This is a genomic window from Streptomyces sp. NPDC046985 (genome assembly GCF_040644415.1).
Classification (GTDB): Bacteria; Actinomycetota; Actinomycetes; order Streptomycetales; family Streptomycetaceae; genus Streptomyces.
This window is the reverse complement of the sequence record NZ_JBEYWK010000002.1, coordinates 107,941-125,845: the sequence shown is the minus strand read 5'-3', so window position 1 is coordinate 125,845 and position 17,905 is coordinate 107,941. Positions and strand designations below refer to the sequence as shown.

General features: G+C 74.9%; 16 protein-coding genes. 4 read left to right on the top strand and 12 right to left on the bottom strand.

The genetic code is table 11. From position 1 onward, the window contains the following. Positions 1–83: 83 nt before the first annotated feature. The 5 genes from ABZ861_RS03165 to ABZ861_RS03145 form a co-directional block, all read right to left on the bottom strand. On the bottom strand, positions 84–1,037 hold the full coding sequence (locus tag ABZ861_RS03165) for an ROK family glucokinase (protein WP_361622777.1): 954 nt from the start codon (positions 1,035–1,037) through the stop codon (positions 84–86). A gap of 55 nt (positions 1,038–1,092) precedes the next feature. Then, positions 1,093–1,656, bottom strand: a complete 564-nt coding sequence (locus tag ABZ861_RS03160; protein WP_361622774.1) for a DUF5304 family protein — start codon at positions 1,654–1,656, stop codon at positions 1,093–1,095. A gap of 57 nt (positions 1,657–1,713) precedes the next feature. Continuing rightward, positions 1,714–2,883 carry an ArsA-related P-loop ATPase gene (locus ABZ861_RS03155; protein WP_361622771.1) on the bottom strand — a complete coding sequence of 390 codons (1,170 nt, stop codon included), beginning with the start codon at positions 2,881–2,883 and terminating at the stop codon, positions 1,714–1,716. Positions 2,884–3,404: 521 nt separating this feature from the next. Then, positions 3,405–3,845 (bottom strand): SRPBCC family protein, encoded by a 441-nt coding sequence (locus tag ABZ861_RS03150; RefSeq protein WP_361622768.1) that lies wholly within the window; start codon positions 3,843–3,845, stop codon positions 3,405–3,407. A 133-nt stretch (positions 3,846–3,978) separates the two neighbouring features. After that, positions 3,979–4,776 carry a metallophosphoesterase gene (locus ABZ861_RS03145; protein WP_361622765.1) on the bottom strand — a complete coding sequence of 266 codons (798 nt, stop codon included), beginning with the start codon at positions 4,774–4,776 and terminating at the stop codon, positions 3,979–3,981. Positions 4,777–5,092: 316 nt separating this feature from the next. Here ABZ861_RS03145 and ABZ861_RS03140 point away from each other — a divergent pair, with 316 nt between their 5' ends. Beyond that, a complete protein-coding gene (locus ABZ861_RS03140) occupies positions 5,093–6,889 on the top strand; it encodes an AMP-dependent synthetase/ligase (protein WP_361622762.1) in 1,797 nt (598 codons plus the stop codon). A gap of 52 nt (positions 6,890–6,941) precedes the next feature. Here the strand turns inward: ABZ861_RS03140 and ABZ861_RS03135 are convergent, their stop codons facing one another. Then, complete coding sequence (locus ABZ861_RS03135; protein ID WP_361622759.1) at positions 6,942–8,084, bottom strand: glycosyltransferase family 4 protein; 1,143 nt, start codon at positions 8,082–8,084, stop codon at positions 6,942–6,944. A gap of 162 nt (positions 8,085–8,246) precedes the next feature. Between ABZ861_RS03135 and ABZ861_RS03130 the strand changes: the two genes are divergently transcribed. Further along, positions 8,247–9,491: a glycosyltransferase 87 family protein gene (locus tag ABZ861_RS03130; protein WP_361623589.1), complete on the top strand. Its 1,245-nt coding sequence runs from the start codon at positions 8,247–8,249 to the stop codon at positions 9,489–9,491. An 8-nt stretch (positions 9,492–9,499) separates the two neighbouring features. Here ABZ861_RS03130 and ABZ861_RS03125 read toward each other — a convergent pair whose 3' ends face one another. The 5 genes from ABZ861_RS03125 to ABZ861_RS03105 all read right to left on the bottom strand — a co-directional run bounded on the left by ABZ861_RS03125 (position 9,500) and on the right by ABZ861_RS03105 (position 15,012). Continuing rightward, positions 9,500–10,690: a hypothetical protein gene (locus tag ABZ861_RS03125; RefSeq protein ID WP_361622756.1), complete on the bottom strand. Its 1,191-nt coding sequence runs from the start codon at positions 10,688–10,690 to the stop codon at positions 9,500–9,502. Between the two features lie 32 nt (positions 10,691–10,722). Continuing rightward, positions 10,723–11,769, bottom strand: a complete 1,047-nt coding sequence (locus tag ABZ861_RS03120) for an NlpC/P60 family protein (RefSeq protein WP_361622753.1) — start codon at positions 11,767–11,769, stop codon at positions 10,723–10,725. 247 nt (positions 11,770–12,016) lie between these two features. After that, the gene (locus ABZ861_RS03115; RefSeq protein WP_361622750.1) at positions 12,017–13,060 is read right to left on the bottom strand and encodes an NlpC/P60 family protein; all 1,044 of its coding nucleotides are present in this window, start codon (positions 13,058–13,060) and stop codon (positions 12,017–12,019) included. A gap of 293 nt (positions 13,061–13,353) precedes the next feature. Next, on the bottom strand, positions 13,354–14,703 hold the full coding sequence (locus ABZ861_RS03110; protein ID WP_361622747.1) for an NYN domain-containing protein: 1,350 nt from the start codon (positions 14,701–14,703) through the stop codon (positions 13,354–13,356). 69 nt (positions 14,704–14,772) lie between these two features. Further along, the gene (locus ABZ861_RS03105; protein ID WP_361622744.1) at positions 14,773–15,012 is read right to left on the bottom strand and encodes a hypothetical protein; all 240 of its coding nucleotides are present in this window, start codon (positions 15,010–15,012) and stop codon (positions 14,773–14,775) included. Between the two features lie 218 nt (positions 15,013–15,230). On the opposite strand from ABZ861_RS03105, the gene ABZ861_RS03100 reads away from it, so the two are divergent. Further along, positions 15,231–15,971 carry a rhomboid family intramembrane serine protease gene (locus ABZ861_RS03100; protein ID WP_361623586.1) on the top strand — a complete coding sequence of 247 codons (741 nt, stop codon included), beginning with the start codon at positions 15,231–15,233 and terminating at the stop codon, positions 15,969–15,971. Then, on the top strand, positions 15,968–16,249 hold the full coding sequence (locus tag ABZ861_RS03095; RefSeq protein WP_361622741.1) for an Lrp/AsnC ligand binding domain-containing protein: 282 nt from the start codon (positions 15,968–15,970) through the stop codon (positions 16,247–16,249). Before ABZ861_RS03100 ends, ABZ861_RS03095 begins: the two co-directional genes overlap by 4 nt. Before the next feature lie 61 nt (positions 16,250–16,310). Here the strand turns inward: ABZ861_RS03095 and ABZ861_RS03090 are convergent, their stop codons facing one another. After that, positions 16,311–17,702 carry an aminotransferase class V-fold PLP-dependent enzyme gene (locus ABZ861_RS03090; protein ID WP_361622738.1) on the bottom strand — a complete coding sequence of 464 codons (1,392 nt, stop codon included), beginning with the start codon at positions 17,700–17,702 and terminating at the stop codon, positions 16,311–16,313. Positions 17,703–17,905 lie beyond the last annotated feature (203 nt).

The following is a 17,905-nucleotide window of genomic DNA, read 5'->3' as shown; positions in this document are numbered from 1 at the left end:
CGCCCCGGCTGGAGAGCGGAGGACGCTCAAGGCGCTGCGGGCGCGGTGGGCGCGCGGAGGACGCTCGGGCGACGGCAGCCGCCTCACATGATCGGGTCGGGCTCCCGGGCGAGGTCGGCCGCGCCCACGAGCCCGGCCTCGTTGCCGAGCTGCGCGGCCAGCACGTCGGCCACCGGCCGCCAGTTGCCGCCGACCAGCCAGCGCTTGTACGACTTACGGATCGGGTCCAGGACCAGTTCGCCCTCGTCGGAGAGGCCGCCGCCGACGATGAAGGCGGACGGGTCGAAGAGGGAGGCCAGGTCGGCCAGGCCCGCGCCCACCCAGCGGGCCAGCTCGCGGTAGGAGTCGACGGCGACGGGGCAGCCCTGGCGGGCGGCCATCGAGATGTGCTTGCCCTCGATGCCGTCGGGGGTGCCGTCGCCGAGGCCCAGCAGCACCTGGGCGTTCTCCGGGGTGGCGTTGGCGCGCTGCTTGGCGTAGCGGACGAGGGCGCGGCCGGAGGCGTACTGCTCCCAGCAGCCCTGCGAGCCGCAGCCGCACAGCAGGCCGTCCGGGACCATGCGGATGTGGCCGAACTCGGCGGCCACGCCGAAGTGGCCGCGGCGCAGCTTGTTGCCGATGATGATGCCGCCGCCGAGGCCGGTGCCGAGGGTGATGCAGATGACGTTGCGGTGGCCCTTGCCGGCGCCGAACCGGTACTCGCCCCAGGCCGCGGCGTTCGCGTCGTTCTCCACGACGACCGGGAGGCCGACGCGCTCCTCGACCTCCTGCTTCAGCGGCTCCTGCCGCCAGTCGATGTTGGGCGCGAAGTAGACCGTGGAGCGCTGCCGGTTGACGTAGCCGGCGGCGCCGATGCCCACGCCGACGATCTCGTGCCCCGCACGCGCGCCGTCCACCGCCGAGGCGATGGCGTCGACGATGGCCCCGGGCGTGGCGGGGGTCGGCACCTTGAAGGTCGACAGGATGCCGCCCTCCTCGTCGACCACGCCGGCCGCGATCTTCGTGCCGCCGATGTCGACGCCGATGGTGAGTCCCATGAATCCCTCAGTTCCGGTCGAGCCCCGCTACGGCCCAACCGTACCCGAGAGGCCCTCAGTCCAAGTCGATGCGCTCGCCTCCGCCGGCGCCCTCGCCCCGGTCACGGCGGTCGCCGGGCCGGTCCGCCCGGTCCGCCGGGCCGTCGCCCCGGTTCTTCCCCGGACTCGCGGGGTCGTCTCCCGGCGCCGTGGCGCGGCCCGTCCAGCGGCGTTCCTGGGCCTCGACGGCCGAGCGGTAGGCGGCGAGCAGTTCGCCGCCGGCCGCCGCGAGGTGGCCGAAGATCTCCGGGTTGCGCTCGACCACCGGTTCCACGGCCGCCCTGGCCTGCTCGACGACCTGGCGGACCGCGTGCGCGGCCGCCGGTCCGCCGACCGCGCCGAGCAGCGGCCCCTGCCACGAGGACAGCCGGTCGGCGACGGTGTCGACGAACCGGCGCAGTTCTTCGGCGGCCGAGCCCGGGGGCGGCGCGGAGCGGTCGCCGCGCCGCGACTTCTCGGCGGCCAGATCCTCGGCGCAGGCCGCGGCCCACGCGTCGGCGTCCGGCGGCGCCTGGCCTGCGCTCCGCTGCCGAGCGGCGTCGTCCCGGGCGGCGTCGGACGGTGGGCGCTCTTCGCTCATGGGGGACTCCTGACTACGGTTCGTCCCTCCGACGTTACCCGAACGGGTCCGGGCCGCTCACTTCTCGCGGGGCCACAGGGCGGGGTCCGGGGCGAACCGGATGCGCAGTTCGTCCTCGCGCAGGGCGGCGCCGTCGACCGCGCACCGCCGCAGGACCGAGGGCAGCGGCACGATGCGGCGGAACGGCCCGGCGGCGAGCACGAGTTCGTCGCCGCGCCGGACCAGTTCCAGTTCGTCGCGCTCGGCGCCCGGCAGCGGGATCCGCCACACCAGCACGCCGTCCTCGGCGGTCTGGTCGGCGACCGGCCACCGCACCGGGCCGGGCGCGGGACCGGCCGCGGGCAGCGCGAGGTCGGCGAGGTCGTCCGCGCCCCTCGGGTCGCGGCCCAGGTGAGCGGCCTGGTGGACGGTGTACGTCTGCTGCCACTCCTCCAGCGCCTTGCGCTGCTGGGCGGCGGGCCCGGCCAGCCAGGAGTCGGCGGGGGCCTCGGGCAGCACCCGGGCGGCGACCACGTCCTGCACGGGCAGCCCGTGCACCGCGAGACCGAGGGCGGCGGCGCGCACGGCGTCGGCGCCGGCCGGGCCGGGCTCGGCGACCAGGCGGACCGAGGCGCCGGGGTCGGCGAGGACCGCCTCGACGGCGGCCAGCTCCGTCGCCCAGCGGCCGGCGGTCTCGTAGAGCTGGGCGGACGGCAGGGGGACGCCGGCCAGCCGGCCGAGGACCGGGCGCAGGGCGCGGGCCGCCTGCCGTTCGGCCGGGAGCAGGCGGCGCAGGTAGCGGCGCAGCTCGGCGGGGAGGGCGAGCAGGGCGAGGGCCTGCGGGACGGCCGGGAGGTCGACGACGAGCAGGTCGAAGCGCTCGGAGAGCGCGGCGTCGCGCAGGGCGCGCAGCAGGGCCAGTTCCTCGGCGCCGGGCAGCGGGGTGACCTCCTCGGCGTCCAGGCGGGCGGCGCCGAGGAGGTCCAGCACGGTCGCCGCGCGCTCCTGGAAGGCGGCGAGGTCGGCGCGGAAGCCGGCCGCGGCGTCCGGCCGCCAGGCGGTGAGGCGGGGCGCGACGCGCACCGGCTCCGCGCCCGTCGGCGTCCCGAGGACCGCGCCGAGGGCGTCCGTCCGGTCGGCGCTGAGGACGAGGGTGTCGGCGCCGTCACGGGCGGCGGCGAGTGCGGTGCCCGCGGAGACGGTCGTACGACCGCTGCCGCCGGGTCCTGTGATCAGGAGGGTGCGCATGAGGGTGAACCGTAGTGGAGGCGCGAGGGGCGAGATCACCACGAGCACCGGGACCGCGGGCCTCCCTTGGCCGCCGGGAGCGCCCGCACCCTTGCGGACGGCGCGAGCGCTACGGGCGCCGTGCCCGGCCCCGGGAGCGCCGTGACCCCGGGAGCGCTACGGGCCCCGTAGCCGCCGGGAGCGCCGGGGGGCACCGCAAGCGCCGTGGCCGCCGGAAGGCACCACGGACGCCGTGGCCACCGGGAGGCACCGCGAGCCCCGTGGCCGCCGCGTGCGTTGTAGCCGCCGGGAGCCCCCGCAGCCCCGCGGACGGCGGGAGCGCTACGGGCCCCGTGTCCGGCCCCGGGAGCGCCGTGACCCCGGGCGCGGCTACGGGCCCCGTAGCCGCCGGGAGCACCGGGGGGCACCGCAAGCGCCGTAGCCACCGGAAGGCATCGGCCGCCGCGAGCGCAGCCGGGGCGGGGCTGCCGGAAGGCTGCGGAAGCGCGGCCCGGTTCGGGGCCCGTCCGCGCCCCGGGCGGTCAGGCGCCCGACTCGACCCGCTTCTTCAGGCCAGCCAGGGCGCGGTCGATGATGACCTTCTCGGCCTTGCGCTTGATCATGCCGAGCATGGGGATCTTGACGTCGACGGTGAGCCGGTAGGTGACCTCGGTGGCGCCCGCGCCGGACGGCTTGAGCAGGTAGGAGCCGTCCAGGGAGCGCAGCATCTGGGACTTCACCAGGGTCCAGGAGACCTCGTCCTCGCCGGTCCAGGTGTAGCCCAGCACCTGGTCGTCCTTGATGGCGCCCGCGTCCATGACGAGGCGCACCTGCCGGGCGCGGCCCCGCTCGTCGGCCTCGATGACCTCGGCCTCCTTCACCTCGCCGGTCCAGTCGGGGTAGCGGGCGAAGTCGGCGATCACCGCCATCACCTCGGCCGGTGCCGCCTCGATGGTGATGCTCGAGCTGGTGTGTTCCGCCATCGGCGTGGCTCCTGTAGATGCGGGCCGGAAGTCTCTCGTGGTGTGCGCACGGGTGTGCAGCGTGAAGGCTACCGCGCGGCCGGGCGGCGGACTCCACCCCTGCCTGCGGGCCTGGCGGGAAGACGGCGCCCCGTCACCACTGGAGGACCCACGGACGGCCGGTGGACGCGAAGTGCCCGACGTTGACGCACTCGGTCGCCCCGACGCGCATCCGCTGGGACAGCGGCTGGTGGACGTGCCCGAAGAGGGCGTAGCGGGGGCGCGTGCGCCGGATCGCGTCGAGCAGGGCGCGGCTGCCGCGCTCGAAGCGGCGGGCGACGGTGTCGTAGAGGAGTTCGGGCACGTCCGGCGGGATGTGGGTGCACAGCACGTCGACCTCGCCGACCGCCTCGATCTTCGCCGCGTACTCCTCGTCGCCGATCTCGTAGGGCGTGTTCATGGGCGAGCGCAGGCCGCCGCCGACGAAGCCGAAGACGCGGCCGCCGATCTCCGTCCGCTGTCCGTCCAGGACGGTGACGCCCTCGCGGGCGTACTCCTTCCACAGCGGCGGCATGTCGACGTTGCCGTAGGTGGCGTAGGTCGGGGTGGGGAAGGCGGCGAACAGTTCGGCGTACTGCCGGCGCACCGCCTGCTCGATCACCTGGGCGCGGTCGCCGTCGACGCCCGCCCACAGCCGGGCGCCGAGGGCGCGGGCCTCCGCGAAGCGGCGGGCGGTGCGCAGGGCGACGATGCGGTCGGCGTTCTCCTCGCCGAACAGGTCGGGGAAGATGCCCCGCGAGTGGTCGGCGTAGTCGAGGAAGAGGATGAGGTCGCCGAGGCAGACCAGGGCGTCGGCTCCCTCGCCGGCGCGGGCCAGGTCGCGTGCGTTGCCGTGCACGTCGCTGACCACGTGGATCCGGGTGCTGCCGCCGCCGGTCGGTGTGGGTGCCATGGTGATCGAGGGTAGGCGGAGCGTCGCCCTTGTGAACAGTGGCGGCGGAGGCCGTCGTCGCTGGCCAGTCGATCAGCGGGTCGACTACTGTGCGCGAAGGAACATCCAGCGTGTGACGCAGCGAACATCTCGCCGGGCGCCCCTGTCGAAGAGGCCGTACCGGCGGGTAACGTCCGGGCGGTCCAGTCGTGCTCTGGATTTCAACCACCGAGCTCGAAACGGCTCCTGGCGAAGCTCCGGGCACCAGATCGAGCCGCGGACGCACCGTCGCATCGCACCACGTCGTGGCGCCGGCGCCCTAAGAGGAGCAGCAGTCTTGCGCGAGTTCAGCCTTCCGGCTTTGTACGAGGTCCCTGCGGACGGCAATCTGACCGACATCATTCGCAGAAACGCCGCGCAGCATCCCGACGTCGCCGTGATAGCCCGGAAGGCGGGCGGCGCCTGGCAGGACGTCACCGCGCGCGACTTCCTCGCCGAGGTGCACTCCGCCGCCAGGGGCCTCATCGCCTCCGGCATCCAGCCCGGCGACCGGGTGGGCCTGATGTCCCGCACCCGCTACGAGTGGACGCTGCTCGACTTCGCGATCTGGAGCGCGGGCGCGATCACCGTGCCGGTGTACGAGACCAGCTCGCCCGAGCAGGTGCGGTGGATCCTCGGCGACTCCGGCGCGACCGCCTGCCTGGTGGAGACCGACGCCCACACCGCCGCCGTGGAGTCGGTGCGCGAGAGCCTGCCGGCGCTGAAGAACCTCTGGCAGATCGACGCCGGCGCCGTCGAGGAGCTGGGCCGCGCCGGGCACGGCATCAGCGACGCCACGGTCGAGGAGCGCGGCTCGCTGGCGAAGGCCGACGACCCGGCGACCATCGTCTACACCAGCGGCACCACCGGCCGCCCCAAGGGCTGCGTGCTCTCGCACCGCAGCTTCTTCGCCGAGTGCGGCAACGTCGTGGAGCGGCTGCGCCCGCTGTTCCGCACCGGGGAGTGCTCGGTGCTGCTGTTCCTGCCGCTCGCGCACGTCTTCGGCCGGCTGGTGCAGATCGCCCCGATGATGGCGCCGATCCGGCTGGGCTGCGTCCCGGACATCAAGAACCTCACCGACGAGCTGGCCTCGTTCCGCCCGACGCTGATCCTCGGCGTCCCGCGCGTCTTCGAGAAGGTCTACAACTCGGCGCGCGCCAAGGCGCAGGCGGACGGCAAGGGCAAGATCTTCGACCGGGCCGCGGACACGGCCATCGCCTACAGCAAGGCGCTGGACGCCCCCGGGGGCCCGTCGCTGCGGCTGCGCGTCACGCACAAGACCTTCGACAAGCTGGTCTACGGCAAGCTGCGCGCGGTGCTCGGCGGGCGCGGCGAGTACGCCATCTCCGGCGGCGCCCCGCTCGGCGAGCGCCTGGGGCACTTCTTCCGGGGCATCGGCTTCACGGTCCTGGAGGGCTACGGCCTGACGGAGTCCTGCGCGGCGACCACGTTCAACCCGTGGGACCGGCCGAAGGTCGGCTCGGTGGGCCAGCCGCTGCCCGGCTCGGTGGTGCGGATCGCCGACGACGGCGAGGTGCTGCTGCACGGCGAGCACCTGTTCAAGGAGTACTGGAACAACCCGGGCGCCACCCAGGAGGCGCTGGCCGACGGCTGGTTCCACACCGGCGACATCGGCACCCTGGACGAGGACGGCTACCTGCGGATCACCGGCCGCAAGAAGGAGATCATCGTCACCGCGGGCGGCAAGAACGTCGCCCCGGCCGTGATCGAGGACCGCATCCGCGCCCACGCGCTGGTCGCGGAGTGCATGGTGGTGGGCGACGGGCGGCCGTTCGTGGGCGCGCTGGTCACCCTGGACGAGGAGTTCCTGGGCCGCTGGTGCGCCGACCACGGCAAGCCGGCCGGCTCCACCGCGGCGTCGCTGCGCGAGGACCCGGACCTGCTGGCCGAGATCCAGACGGCGATCGACGACGGCAACGCGGCGGTGTCCAAGGCGGAGTCCGTGCGCAAGTTCCGCGTGCTGCCCGCGCAGTTCACCGAGGACTCGGGCCACCTCACCCCGTCCCTGAAGCTCAAGCGGAACGTGGTGGCCAAGGACTTCACGGCCGAGATCGAGGCGATCTACGCGAAGTAGCCCGCCGGGCGCCCCGGGGAGGGACCACGCAGGGCGGTCCCTCCCCGGGGCGCTACAGCAGCGTCTTCAGCCGTTCCGCCAGCAGGTCCCAGCGCCACTTCTCCTCGACCCAGCGGCGTCCCCGCTCCCCCATGCGGCGGCGCAGCGCGGCGTCGCCGAGGAGGGCGCTGATCCGCTCGGCGGCCTGTTCGGGCGAGCCGCCGCGCACCACCCAGCCGGTCTCGCCGTCCAGCACCGCGTCGGGCGCGCCGCCGGAGTCGCCTGCCACGACCGGCAGCCCGGTCGCGGACGCCTCCAGGTAGACGATGCCGAGGCCCTCGACGTCCAGGCCGCCGCGCCGGGTGCGGCAGGGCATGGCGAAGACGTCGCCGGCGCCGTAGTGGGCGGGCAGCTCGGCCCAGGGCACCGGGCCGGTGAAGCGCACCGAGGCGCCGACGCCCGTCTCCTCGGCCAGCCGCCGCAGGTCCTTCTCGTAGGGGCCGCCGCCGACGATCAGCAGCACCGCCTCCGGTTCGGCGGCCAGGATCCGGGGCATCGCCCGGATCAGCGTGTCCTGCCCCTTGCGGCGGACCAGACGCGAGACGCACACGACCACCGGCCGGTCGGCGAGGCCGAGCCGGGCCCGCACCTCGTCGCCGCCGGAGCCGGGGTGGAAGGTCTTCTCGTCCACGCCCGGCGGCAACCGCGTCATCCGCCCGGCGGCCTCGGGGGTGAGCGCGGCGGCGATCCGGGAGCGGGTGTACTCGCCGAGGTAGGTGAGGGTGTCCGTGGACTGGCCGACGCGCCGCAGCAGACCCCGGGCCGCGGGGAGTTGAGCCCAGCCGGCCTCGTGCCCGTGGGTGGTGGCCACCAGCCGCTCGGCGCCCGCCGCGCGCAGCGCCGGCGCCATCAGCCCGAGCGGCGCGGCCGCCCCGAACCACACCGAGGCGCAGCCGTGTGCGCGCAGCAGCCCGGTCGCGCGCCGGGTCGCCGCCGGGGTGGGCAGCAGCATCGTCGTACGGTCGCGGACGACGGTGAAGGGCTGCTCGGCGTCGAAGGCGGCGGTCGCCTCGGCGCCCTCCCGCCCGCGCTTCCAGGTGGACGCGTAGACGATCACGCGCTCGGGGTCCAGGCGCAGCGCCATGTTGTGCAGGAACGCCTGGATGCCGCCGGGGCGGGGCGGGAAGTCGTTGGTGACGATGAGGGTCTTGTGCATCGCCGCCGACCCTATCCAATGGGGCGCCCCGGCCTCCGGCGGCCGTACTTCCGTTGGGGCGCCCCGGCCCCGGGCGGCCGTACTTCCGTGGCCGTGCGCGGACCGCCGGGAGAGCATGGGACCCTCGGTGGAGCAGGGAACGGCGGACGGACGGCGGCAGTGGTGGACGAGGCGGGGACGGGGCGGCGCCTGGCGGCGCTGTGGGCGGTGTGGGGGCTGAGCAGAGCGGTGGTGCTGCTGTTCGCCCTCAAGGTGCTCGTCTTCCCGGGGCCGGACGTCACCAGCGACGTGTCGGTGATCTACCGGGGCTGGTCCGGGGTGCTGCGGCACGGCGGTTTCCCGTCCGGCGACGTCGCCTGGCAGTACCCGCCCGGCGCGGCCCTCGCGATCCTCTCCCCCGCCGTGCTGCCCTTCCTCGACTATGCGACGGCGTTCTTCGTCCTCGCCCTGCTGGCCGACCTGGCGGTGCTGTGCCTGCTGCTGCGCGGCGGCCGGGGCCCGGAGCGGTCGCGGCTCGGCGCCTGGCTGTGGACGGCCGGCGCGGCCGTGCTCGGCCCGACCCTGTTCGCCCGCTACGACGTGATGGTGACCGCGGTGGCCGTCGGCGCGCTGCTGGCCGGGGTCCGCCGTCCGCGCGTGCTGGGGTTGCTGGCCGGACTCGGGGCGCTGCTGAAGGTGTGGCCGCTGCTGCTGGCGGCGGGCGTGCACGGCGCCGCCCGGCGGCGGGCGTGGACGGCGGCGGGGGCGGCGGTCGCCGTGCCTGCCGCGTTCGCCGCCCTCGCGCTGCCCGGCGCGCTGTCCTTCCTGACCGCCCAGCGCGGGCGGGGCACGGAGGTGGAGTCGCTGGGCGGGCTGGTCTTCCACGTGGCCCGGCACTTCGGCTGGCGGGGGAACGTGCTGCTGAACTACGGCTCGGTGGAGTTCCTGGGCCCCTACGTCGGCGCGGTGAGCACGGTCGCCCTGGCGCTGACCGGGGCCGCCTTCGGCTGGCTGGTGCTGTGGCGGCTGCGCGCCCGGCGCTTCGCGCCGCACACGGTCGCGGACGCCGCGTTCACGGCGGTGCTGCTGTTCACGGCCACCAGCCGGGTGATCAGCCCGCAGTACCTGGTGTGGCTGGTGGGGCTGGCCGCCGTCTGCCTGTGCTTCCGGGCTTCCCCGATGCGGCCGCCGGCCGCCCTGGTGCTGGCCGCGGCCTGCGTGACGGTGCTGGAGTTCCCGCTGTTCTTCGCGGACGTCGTCGCGAGCGACGCGCTCGGCGTGACGCTGATGGCGCTGCGCGACGGCCTGCTGGTCGCCGCCTGCGCCGTCGCCGCGCGCTCCCTGTGGCGCTCGACGGTCCCTGCCCCGGCCCCGGCGTTCCTGCCGGCCCAGGCGCAGCGGTCCCCGCAGAGCTCCGCCTCTTCCTGAGAGGTCCGTCAGCGGAGCTGGCCGGAGAGGTAGGAGCGCCACTGCGCGGTGAACCGCTCCAGGGTCGTGCCCAGCACCGTGCGCAGCGCGTCCTCGACCGCGCCCGCCCGCCTCTCGTGGGCGCCCACCGTGCGGTAGAAGGCGTCGAGTCTCTTCTCGTCCCAGTGGGCGGCGATCATCCGGCAGGCCATCCAGCCGCCCTCATAGGAGCGGGCGAGCAGGGCGGCGTCGCCGGCGAAGCCGAAGTCCTTGTCGGAGGGGAGCGCGGTGGGCGTCTTCCCGGCGGCGACGGCCTGCTGGAGTTCGGGCGCGGCCTGCGCGGGGGTGCGTCCGGTGCCGCGGTAGCCGATCCAGTCGGCGTAGCCCTCGGAGAGCCACAGCGGGGTGGCCGCGTCGGTGTGGGCGCGGGTGGCGACGTGGGTGGTCTCGTGGGTGAGCACGACCTGCCGGCCGAGCGGCCCGAGCGTGCCGTACGCGTCGGGGTTGACGATGATCCGGTCCGCCGGGGCCTGCCGGCCGCCCCCGGCCTCGCCGGTGGTGACGGCGGCGATGCCGCGGTAGTCGCCGACGGGCGAGCCGAGCAGCGCGGCCATGTTCGGCAGGGACCGGGGGATCTCCACCACCACGTGCCGGCTCCAGTCCGTCCCCCAGGCGTCCGAGACCGCCGGGACCGCCCGGTCGGCAAGATCGGCCACGGCGCGCAGGGACGCGCCGCTCTGGCCGACGCCGAGGACGATGCCGCTACGGCCGCGGACCACCGACACCGGCCCTTGGTCCCAGAGCTGCTGCGCCGATCCGCGCGCGGGCCGCTCCGAGGCGACGTACCACGCGCCGCCGGCCGTAGTGCTCAGAGTCAGGGTGCGGCCAGCGGTGACGGGCGCCCGGTCGTACCCGGAGACGCGGTAGCGCAGGTCGGCCTCCGCGGTGATCCCGGCGCCGGTGCGGCGCAGCCCGGTCACCCGGTAGGACCAGTCCGCGAAGGGCACCGCCGCCAGGTTCGGGTACGGCGCGCGGTCGCCGGTGGCGGCGTAGGCGGCCGGGTCGTGGTGCAGGAGCGCCGCCGCCCGCTGGTCGAGCACCTGCTGCACGCGGTCCCGGGCCGTGTCGTCCGCCGACGGGCCGCCGCACGCCGTCAGGGAGGCGAGCAGCAGGCACACCGCCGTTGCCGAGGACCCGAGCACCCGCCTTCGACCAGCCATTTCACGATCGTACGGCGGCGCGCACGCGGCCGTCAGACTCTGGTGACCGAAGAGATCGGCATCATGTCCACCGGGTCGTAGCGCACCGGCGCTCCCGGGTGCGGCGCGTGGATGACCCGGCCGTTCCCGACGTACATCGCCACGTGGCCGGCGTCGGAGCGGTAGACCACGAGGTCGCCGGGGCGGGCCTGGGAGAGCGGGATGCGCCGGCCGGCGTAGCGCTGCTCCTGCGAGGTGCGCGGCAGGTGCACCCCGGCCCGCCCGTACGCCCACTGCATCAGGCCCGAGCAGTCGAACCCGGAGGGACCGCTGGCGCCCCAGACGTAGGGGCGGCCGAGGGCGGAGCGGACCGCGGCGACGGCGACGGCGGCCCGGCCGGTGGCGGCCGGACCGGACTCGGGCCCGGTGAGGGGGACCAGGAGGTCGTCCCGGCCGGAGCGGGACGCCTGGTCGTAGTCCGCCCGCTCGCCCGGGGACAGGGCGGCGAGCAGGCGCCGGGCTCGCGCCAGCTTCTGCTCGACGGTCCGCTTGTGCGCGGCGACGTCCCTGCGGGTGCGGTCGAGTTGGGCCAGGGTGTGGGCGGCCTCGGCGCGCTCCTGGGTGAGTTGGCGCAGGGCCTGACGCAGTTCGTGCAGTCGGCCCGCCTGCTGGACGCTGATCCGGTCCAGCGTGCTGGCCCTGTCCAGGTAGTCGGCGGGGTCGCGGGAGAACAGCAGGGCCACCGACGGGTCGAGGCCGCCGGAGCGGTACTGGGCGCCGGCCAGCGAACCGAGTTCCTGGCGCAGGGCGTTGACGCGCTGCTGGCTGCGGGCGATGCGGTCCTGGGATGCGCTGACCCGGCCGCGCAGCAGGCCCGCGTTCTCGCCCGCCTGGTCGTACGCCTCGGTCGCCTTCTCCGCCTCTTGGTAGAGGCGGTCCACCTCGGCGCGGGCGTCGCCGCGCGGCGTGGCGGCGTGGGCCGGTGCGGCCGGGAGGGCGCCGAGCGCGGCGGCCGCCGCGGACACGGCCGCCGCGGACAGCACGGAGAAGGCGGCGCCCCGGTCGAACCCGGACGGTGCATGGCGGCGATGGAACCCCACGGGAAGCCGAACTCCCTCTGCTGGCGGACACGGACGCGTCCCTCGCGGCGGACGCGCACGACGCGTCCCTGCGGCGGAGGAAACGCGCCAGACAGTAGCCGTGCGAACACGCGGCGGCCAAGGGCGCCGAGGGCCGCACAACGCGGCGCCCCGCCCTCGACACAGGTCAGGGGCGGGGCGCGGGGTCAGCGCAGGTCGCCGGGATTCGCCCGTTCGGGCGGCGCCCCGGCGGGGGCGGGGACCGGGGTCAGACGCGGACGCCGAACATGAACGGGCCGCCGATGGTGCTCATGGACTCGTACCGGACGACGGTGCCGGTGCGCGGGGCGTGCAGGATCTGGCCGTTGCCCGCGTAGAGGCCGACGTGGTGGATGTCGTTGAAGAAGAACACCAGGTCGCCGACCTGGAGTTGGCTCACCGAGTAGATGCGGGTGCCGATGTTGGCCTGCTCCTGCGAGGTGCGCGGTATGGACACCCCGGCCTGGGCGTAGGCCCAGGAGGTCAGGCCCGAGCAGTCGTAGGAGGACGGGCCGGTGGCGCCGTAGACGTACGGCGTGCCGATCTTGCTCTGGGCGGCGGAGAAGGCGGCGCCGGCCCGGCCGGAGGCGGGAGCGCTCGGACCGCCCAGCGAGGCGCGGTCGCTGGCCCGGGTGGCGCGCTCCTGGTCGGCGGCGGCCAGGGCGGCCTTCTCCTTCGCGGTGAGGGAGTTGAGCAGCTTCTGCGCCTCGGCCAGCTTGCCCTGGACTTCCTGCTTCTTCTTGCCCAGCTCGGTGCGCGTGGAGGCGAGGTCCTTGAGCTTCTCGCTCGCCTCGGCGCGCTCCTGGGCGAGTTCGCGCTGCTTGCTCTGGATCTTCTTCAGCGCGTCGACCTGCTGGCCGCTCAACTGGTCCAGCGTGGAAGCCTTGTCCAGGTAGCTGTCCGGGTCGGAGGAGAGGAAGAGCTGCACCGAGGGGTCGATGCCGCCGGCCCGGTACTGGCCGGCCGCGAGCGAACCGAGGCCGTCGCGCAGCTTGTTGAGGTCCTGCTGACCGCGGGCGACGTTGTCCTGGATGGTGGAGATCTCCTTCTGGAGCTTCTCCTGCTTCTCCTTGGCCCCGTTGTACTTCTCGGTGGCCTGCTCCGCCTGCTCGTAGAGCGCGTCGACCTTGGACTTGACCTCGTCCTTGCTGGGCTTCTCGCTGGGCGCCGCGTTGGCCGCCTGAGCGCTGATGGCTACGGCGGCGGCCGCTGCGGTGGTGAGCACGGTCACACGCGCACGGCTCGGCTGCTTGGGTCGACGGTGGGACGCCACGAAAGCGAGCTCCTTCTTCTGAGCGATCACCCGCTTGGAGGTTCGAGCCCCGACCCTAGTGACCTCATCGTGATGAATTCAAATCCTCACGACTGAAAATCCTGTCACAGCATACAGTTTTTGCAATCAACTCACCGGATGTGAGTTTCAGTTGACGCTACGTCGCGCATGTGACGGATCAATTCGGACAGCAGGCGTCAACAGCGGCGATGGGCGGCAGTTCGCCTCAAGTCCGCTTTCGACCGCGCGAGATGCGCCGGCGCCCTCAGCCGGGTGAAAAAGCGCTTGCGCGCTCAGCCGCGCGAGAAGCGCTTCAGCAGGACCGCCGACGCCACCGGCCGCGCCTCGGCCCGTGCGACGCCGTCGGCCACCTCGCGGTCGGTGGAGACCACCACGACCGGCCGGCCGGGCGGCTCGGCGCGCACCAGTTGGCGGATCAACTCGTCCGCGGTGACGCCGGGTTTGGAGAACAGCACCCGCACTCCGCGCGGCGGGGCCAGCAGTACCGGAGCGGCCAGCTCGGCTCCGTCGAAGACGCAGGTGACCTCGGCGCCGGTCTGCGCGGCGAGCTGCGAGAGCTGCCCGAGGAGCCTCAGCCGCTGCTTCTCCAGCGGCATCTGGGGATAGCCGGTCTTGGTGACGTTGTAGCCGTCGACGACCAGGTGGGCCTGCGGCAGCGCCAGCAACTGGTCGAGGATCGCCGGGTCGTGCTCGGACAGCGCCCGTGCGGCGATGTCCTTGGGCGTCATCCGGCCGGGCTCCACCGCGTCCACGGTCTGCGCGGGCCACACGGACACCGGCGGCAGCGCCAGTTCGCGGCGCAGCCCCTGGGCCGCTTCGAGGACGGTGTCCAAGAGCAGGCGCACCCGCATGTCCTCCACGCTGCGCCCCTCGCGGGCCGCTCGGCGTGCCGCCTCCAGGGCGGCCTCCGCCTCGCCCAGACGCGCCTTGAGGCGCCTGCTCTCGCTCTCGGCGGCCGACACCTGGGCCTGTCCCTCGGCGCGCGCCGCGTCGGCGTCGCCGCGCGCCTTGCGCAGCGCGGCGTCGCCCCGCTTGACGTCGCTGAGCGCGGCGCGCAGCTTGCGGCGCAGCGCCTCGGCCTCCCTGCGGACCGCGTCCAGCTCGGCGCGCAGCCGTTCGGTCTCGGCGCGGGTGTGCTCGCGGGCCCCGGCGAGTTCCGCGCGCAGCCGCTCCAGCTCCGCCCGGCTCTCCTCGTCGGCGCGCTCGGCGTGGGCCCGTTGGGCCTCCTCGCCCGCGGCGGTCACCAGCTTCACCCAGCCCACCGGGCGCAGCACGTAGGCCGCGGCCGCCACGTCGAGCGGCTCCGCGGCAGGCGGCGGGGCGCCGGAGTCGAGGGCGCCGGCCAGTTCCGGGTGGGCCTCGCGGAACTTCTCCCCGATCCGCTGCCGGAACAGCGCGTCGCTCTCCAGCGCCGCCGCCATCGCGTTGCCCGCGAACTTGATCCGGCGGTTGGGGGCGAACCGGGCGTACTGCCGCAGCGGGGCGGGCAGCTCGGCCATCGTCAGGCCGCCGAAGGCGTCGGCCGCGATCTGCACGACCCGGCGGCGCACGCCGTCGGGCAGCGGGCGGTCGAGCACCTCAGCGGCGCCGTCGCCCGGCTCCCCGCCGTGTGTCTCCGCCATCCGTCACCCCTATGCCTCATGCCTTGCCGGAGCCCCCGCGGGGGCTCCGCCGCGCGGGGCCCGCTCCGCTCAGGAGCCGGCGCCCGGCCTGTCCACCAGTTCCACCTGGTCCACCGCCCCGCACCAGCGGCAGCGCACCGATTCGATGGTCTCATCGACCACCTCGCGCTCCTCGACGCTCGGCTCTCCGGCGAGGTCGAGGTGCACGTACTCGACGACCTTGGACGAGCGGGTCACGTCGAAGCGGGTGAGGTTGCCGCAGAGGGTGCAGCGCCACCGGGTGGCGTCGGTCGGCAGGGGAACCGTCATCGTGGCCTGTTCGCCTTCCTTCTAGTGTCCGCGACGCGCCGGATTACCCGGAGCGCCGCTCGTACCTTATGGCCTGGCGGCGCCTCGCCGCCCGAGTGTCCGCGGCGGCGAGGCGGTCTGCGCCGACGCGTCCCTTTACGTCATGCTCTGTGCACATGATCAGGCACAGGAACGCGGTGGCCGAGCGGACGGTCAGGGCGCTGAGGGCGGCACGGACCATGCGGGCGCCGATGACGTGCGCCCTGATCGCGCTGTGCTGCCTCGCCTTCGCGATCGGCCCGGCCTCGGGCCTCGATCCCGCCTACGGCGCCGGGGACGCCCTGCTGGCCGCCCAGCGGTCCTACTTCCGGCGCTGGGGGGTGGTGCCCGCCGAGCTGCTCTCCGGGGCGCCGCGGGCCCTGTGGACGCCGGTGACGGCCCTGTTCGTGCACGGAAGCTGGGTGCACCTGCTCGGCAACATGCTCTTCCTGCACGTGTTCGGGGCGATGACCGAGGAGCGGATGGGCCGCGTCCAGTTCACCCTGTTCTACCTCGGCTGCGGCTGCCTCGCGCTGCTGGGCTACGCGGCCGCCGATCCCGGCTCCGGGCAGAGCGTGGTGGGCGCCTCGGGAGCGATCTCTGCGGTGCTCGGCGCGTTCCTCTACCTGTGCCCCGGGGCGCGCGTGACCAGCCTGCTGCCCTTCCTGTTCTTCCTTCCGCTGCGGCTGCCCGCCTGGGTCGTGCTGCCCTTCTGGGCGGCCCTGCAATGGCTGGCCGCGGGCCGGGCGGCGCAGGGGCCGGGCGTGGCCTACCTGGCCCACGTCGTCGGCTTCGCGCTGGGCTTCCTCTACGCGTGGGCCCGGTACGGCCGCGCCGCGGGCGCCGGGCGGCGGCCGTACCGGGCCGAGGACGGGAGCCCGGCGGCAGGGCCTAAAGTGAAGGCCCCTGCTCCGGCCCCCGAGGGAGAGAACCAGCCGTGATCACCGCGATCGTCCTCATCAAGACCAGCGTGGACCGGATCCCCGAGATCGCCGAGCAGATCGCCTCGCTGGACACGGTGAGCGAGGTCTTCTCCGTCACCGGCACCTACGACCTGATCGCCATGGTCCGGGTGGGCCGGCACGAGGACCTCGCGGAGGTCATCCCCGGCCGGATCAGCAAGATCCCCGGCGTCGAGGCCACGGACACGCACGTCGCCTTCCGCACGTACTCGCAGCACGACCTGGAGGCGGCGTTCGCGATCGGGCTGGACTCCTGACCGCCGCGGCGCCTCCCCGCGCCGGGCTCCGGGAGGCACCGTCGCGCGCCGGGCGCCCGCCTCACACCGCGGGGACGCAGCGGCCGTCCTCCGTGCGGTAGGTCCACCGGGCGCCGTCGCGCACCAGTTCCCGCACCGCCCGCACGAAGCGCTCCACGTGCTCGTCGGGGGTGCCCGCGCCGAAGCTGACCCGGACGGCGTTCAGGGAACGCTCGCCGGGCGCGGCCTCCGGGGCGCCGCACTCGCCCCGGCCGCCCGCGTCGCCGCCGAGCAGGGCGCCGACCAGAGGGTGGGCGCAGAACAGCCCGTCGCGCACGCCGATGCCGTACTCGGCGGAGAGCGCGGCGGCGAGGTGGGAGCTGTTCCAGCCGTCGACGACGAAGGAGATCACGCCGACCCGCGGGGCGCCGTCCCCGAACAGGGACAGGACCCGGACTCCCGGCACGGAGGCCAGCCCCGCCCGCACCAGGTCGGTCAGCCGCCGCTCGCGGGCCGCGAGGGCGTCGAAGCCCGCCTCGGTCAGCGCCGTGCAGGCGGACGCGACCGCGTGGGCGCCGATCACGTTCGGGGAGCCCGCCTCGTGCCGGGCGGCGCCGTCGTGCCAGTCCACGTCCACTCCCCCGTCGGCGCGCCGGACCACCCTGCGGCTGGCGCCGCCGCCCGCCAGGTAGGGATCGGCCGCGTCCAGCCAGTCCGGCCGCCCGGCCAGCACGCCTGCGCCGAACGGGGCGTAGAGCTTGTGCCCGGAGAAGGCGACCCAGTCGACGTCCAGGTCCCTGACCGAGACCGGGCGGTGCGGGGCGAGCTGGGCGGCGTCCAGCACGATCCGCGCGCCGTGCGCGTGCGCGACGGCGGCCAGCTCCCGCACCGGCCACAGCTCGCCGGTGACGTTGGAGGCGCCGGTGACGCACACCAGGGCCGGGCCGTGCGGGTCCCGGGCGGCCAGCGCCCGCTCCAGGGACGCGACCGCCTCCTGGTGGCTGCGCGGGGCGTCGAGGCAGGTCACCGACGCGTCCCGCCAGGGCAGCAGCGCGGCGTGGTGCTCGGTCTCGAAGACGAACACCCGGCAGTCGGCCGGAAGCGCGCGGGCCAGCAGGTTGAGCGAGTCGGTGGTGGACCGGGTGAACACCGCCTGGTCGTCCTCCCGGCAGTCCAGGAAGCGGGCCACCGTCCGGCGGGCGTTCTCGAACAGCTCGGTGGACACCTGCGAGAGGTACCCGGCGCCGCGGTGGACGCTGCCGTAGTACGGCGCGTACGCCGCCACGTCGTCCCAGACCCGCTGGAGGGCGGGGGCGCTGGCCGCGTAGTCGAGGGCGGCGTAGGGGGCCTCCCCGCCGGTCACGAGCGGCACGGAGACGTCCCGGCCGAGGACGGGCAGCGGGGCGCGGCGGGACGGGTCGGCGGAAGGGGCGACGGCGGGGGCGGAAGAGGCGGCGGGGGCGGCGACGGACATGGTGAACTCCCGTGCGGGCAGGCGGGACTCGCCGCGCGAGCGACACGACGCTCCAGCGCGGGGAGACGGAAAGAAAGAGCGGAAGAAGGACGCGAGGGGCGCGTGGAGCGGCCCCTCGGGCTCCTGGGGCCTGTCCCAGAGCTTCGGCCGCCGCACCGGCAGGGGGGCGGACGCCGGAAGCCGGACGACAGGCCCTAGAACAT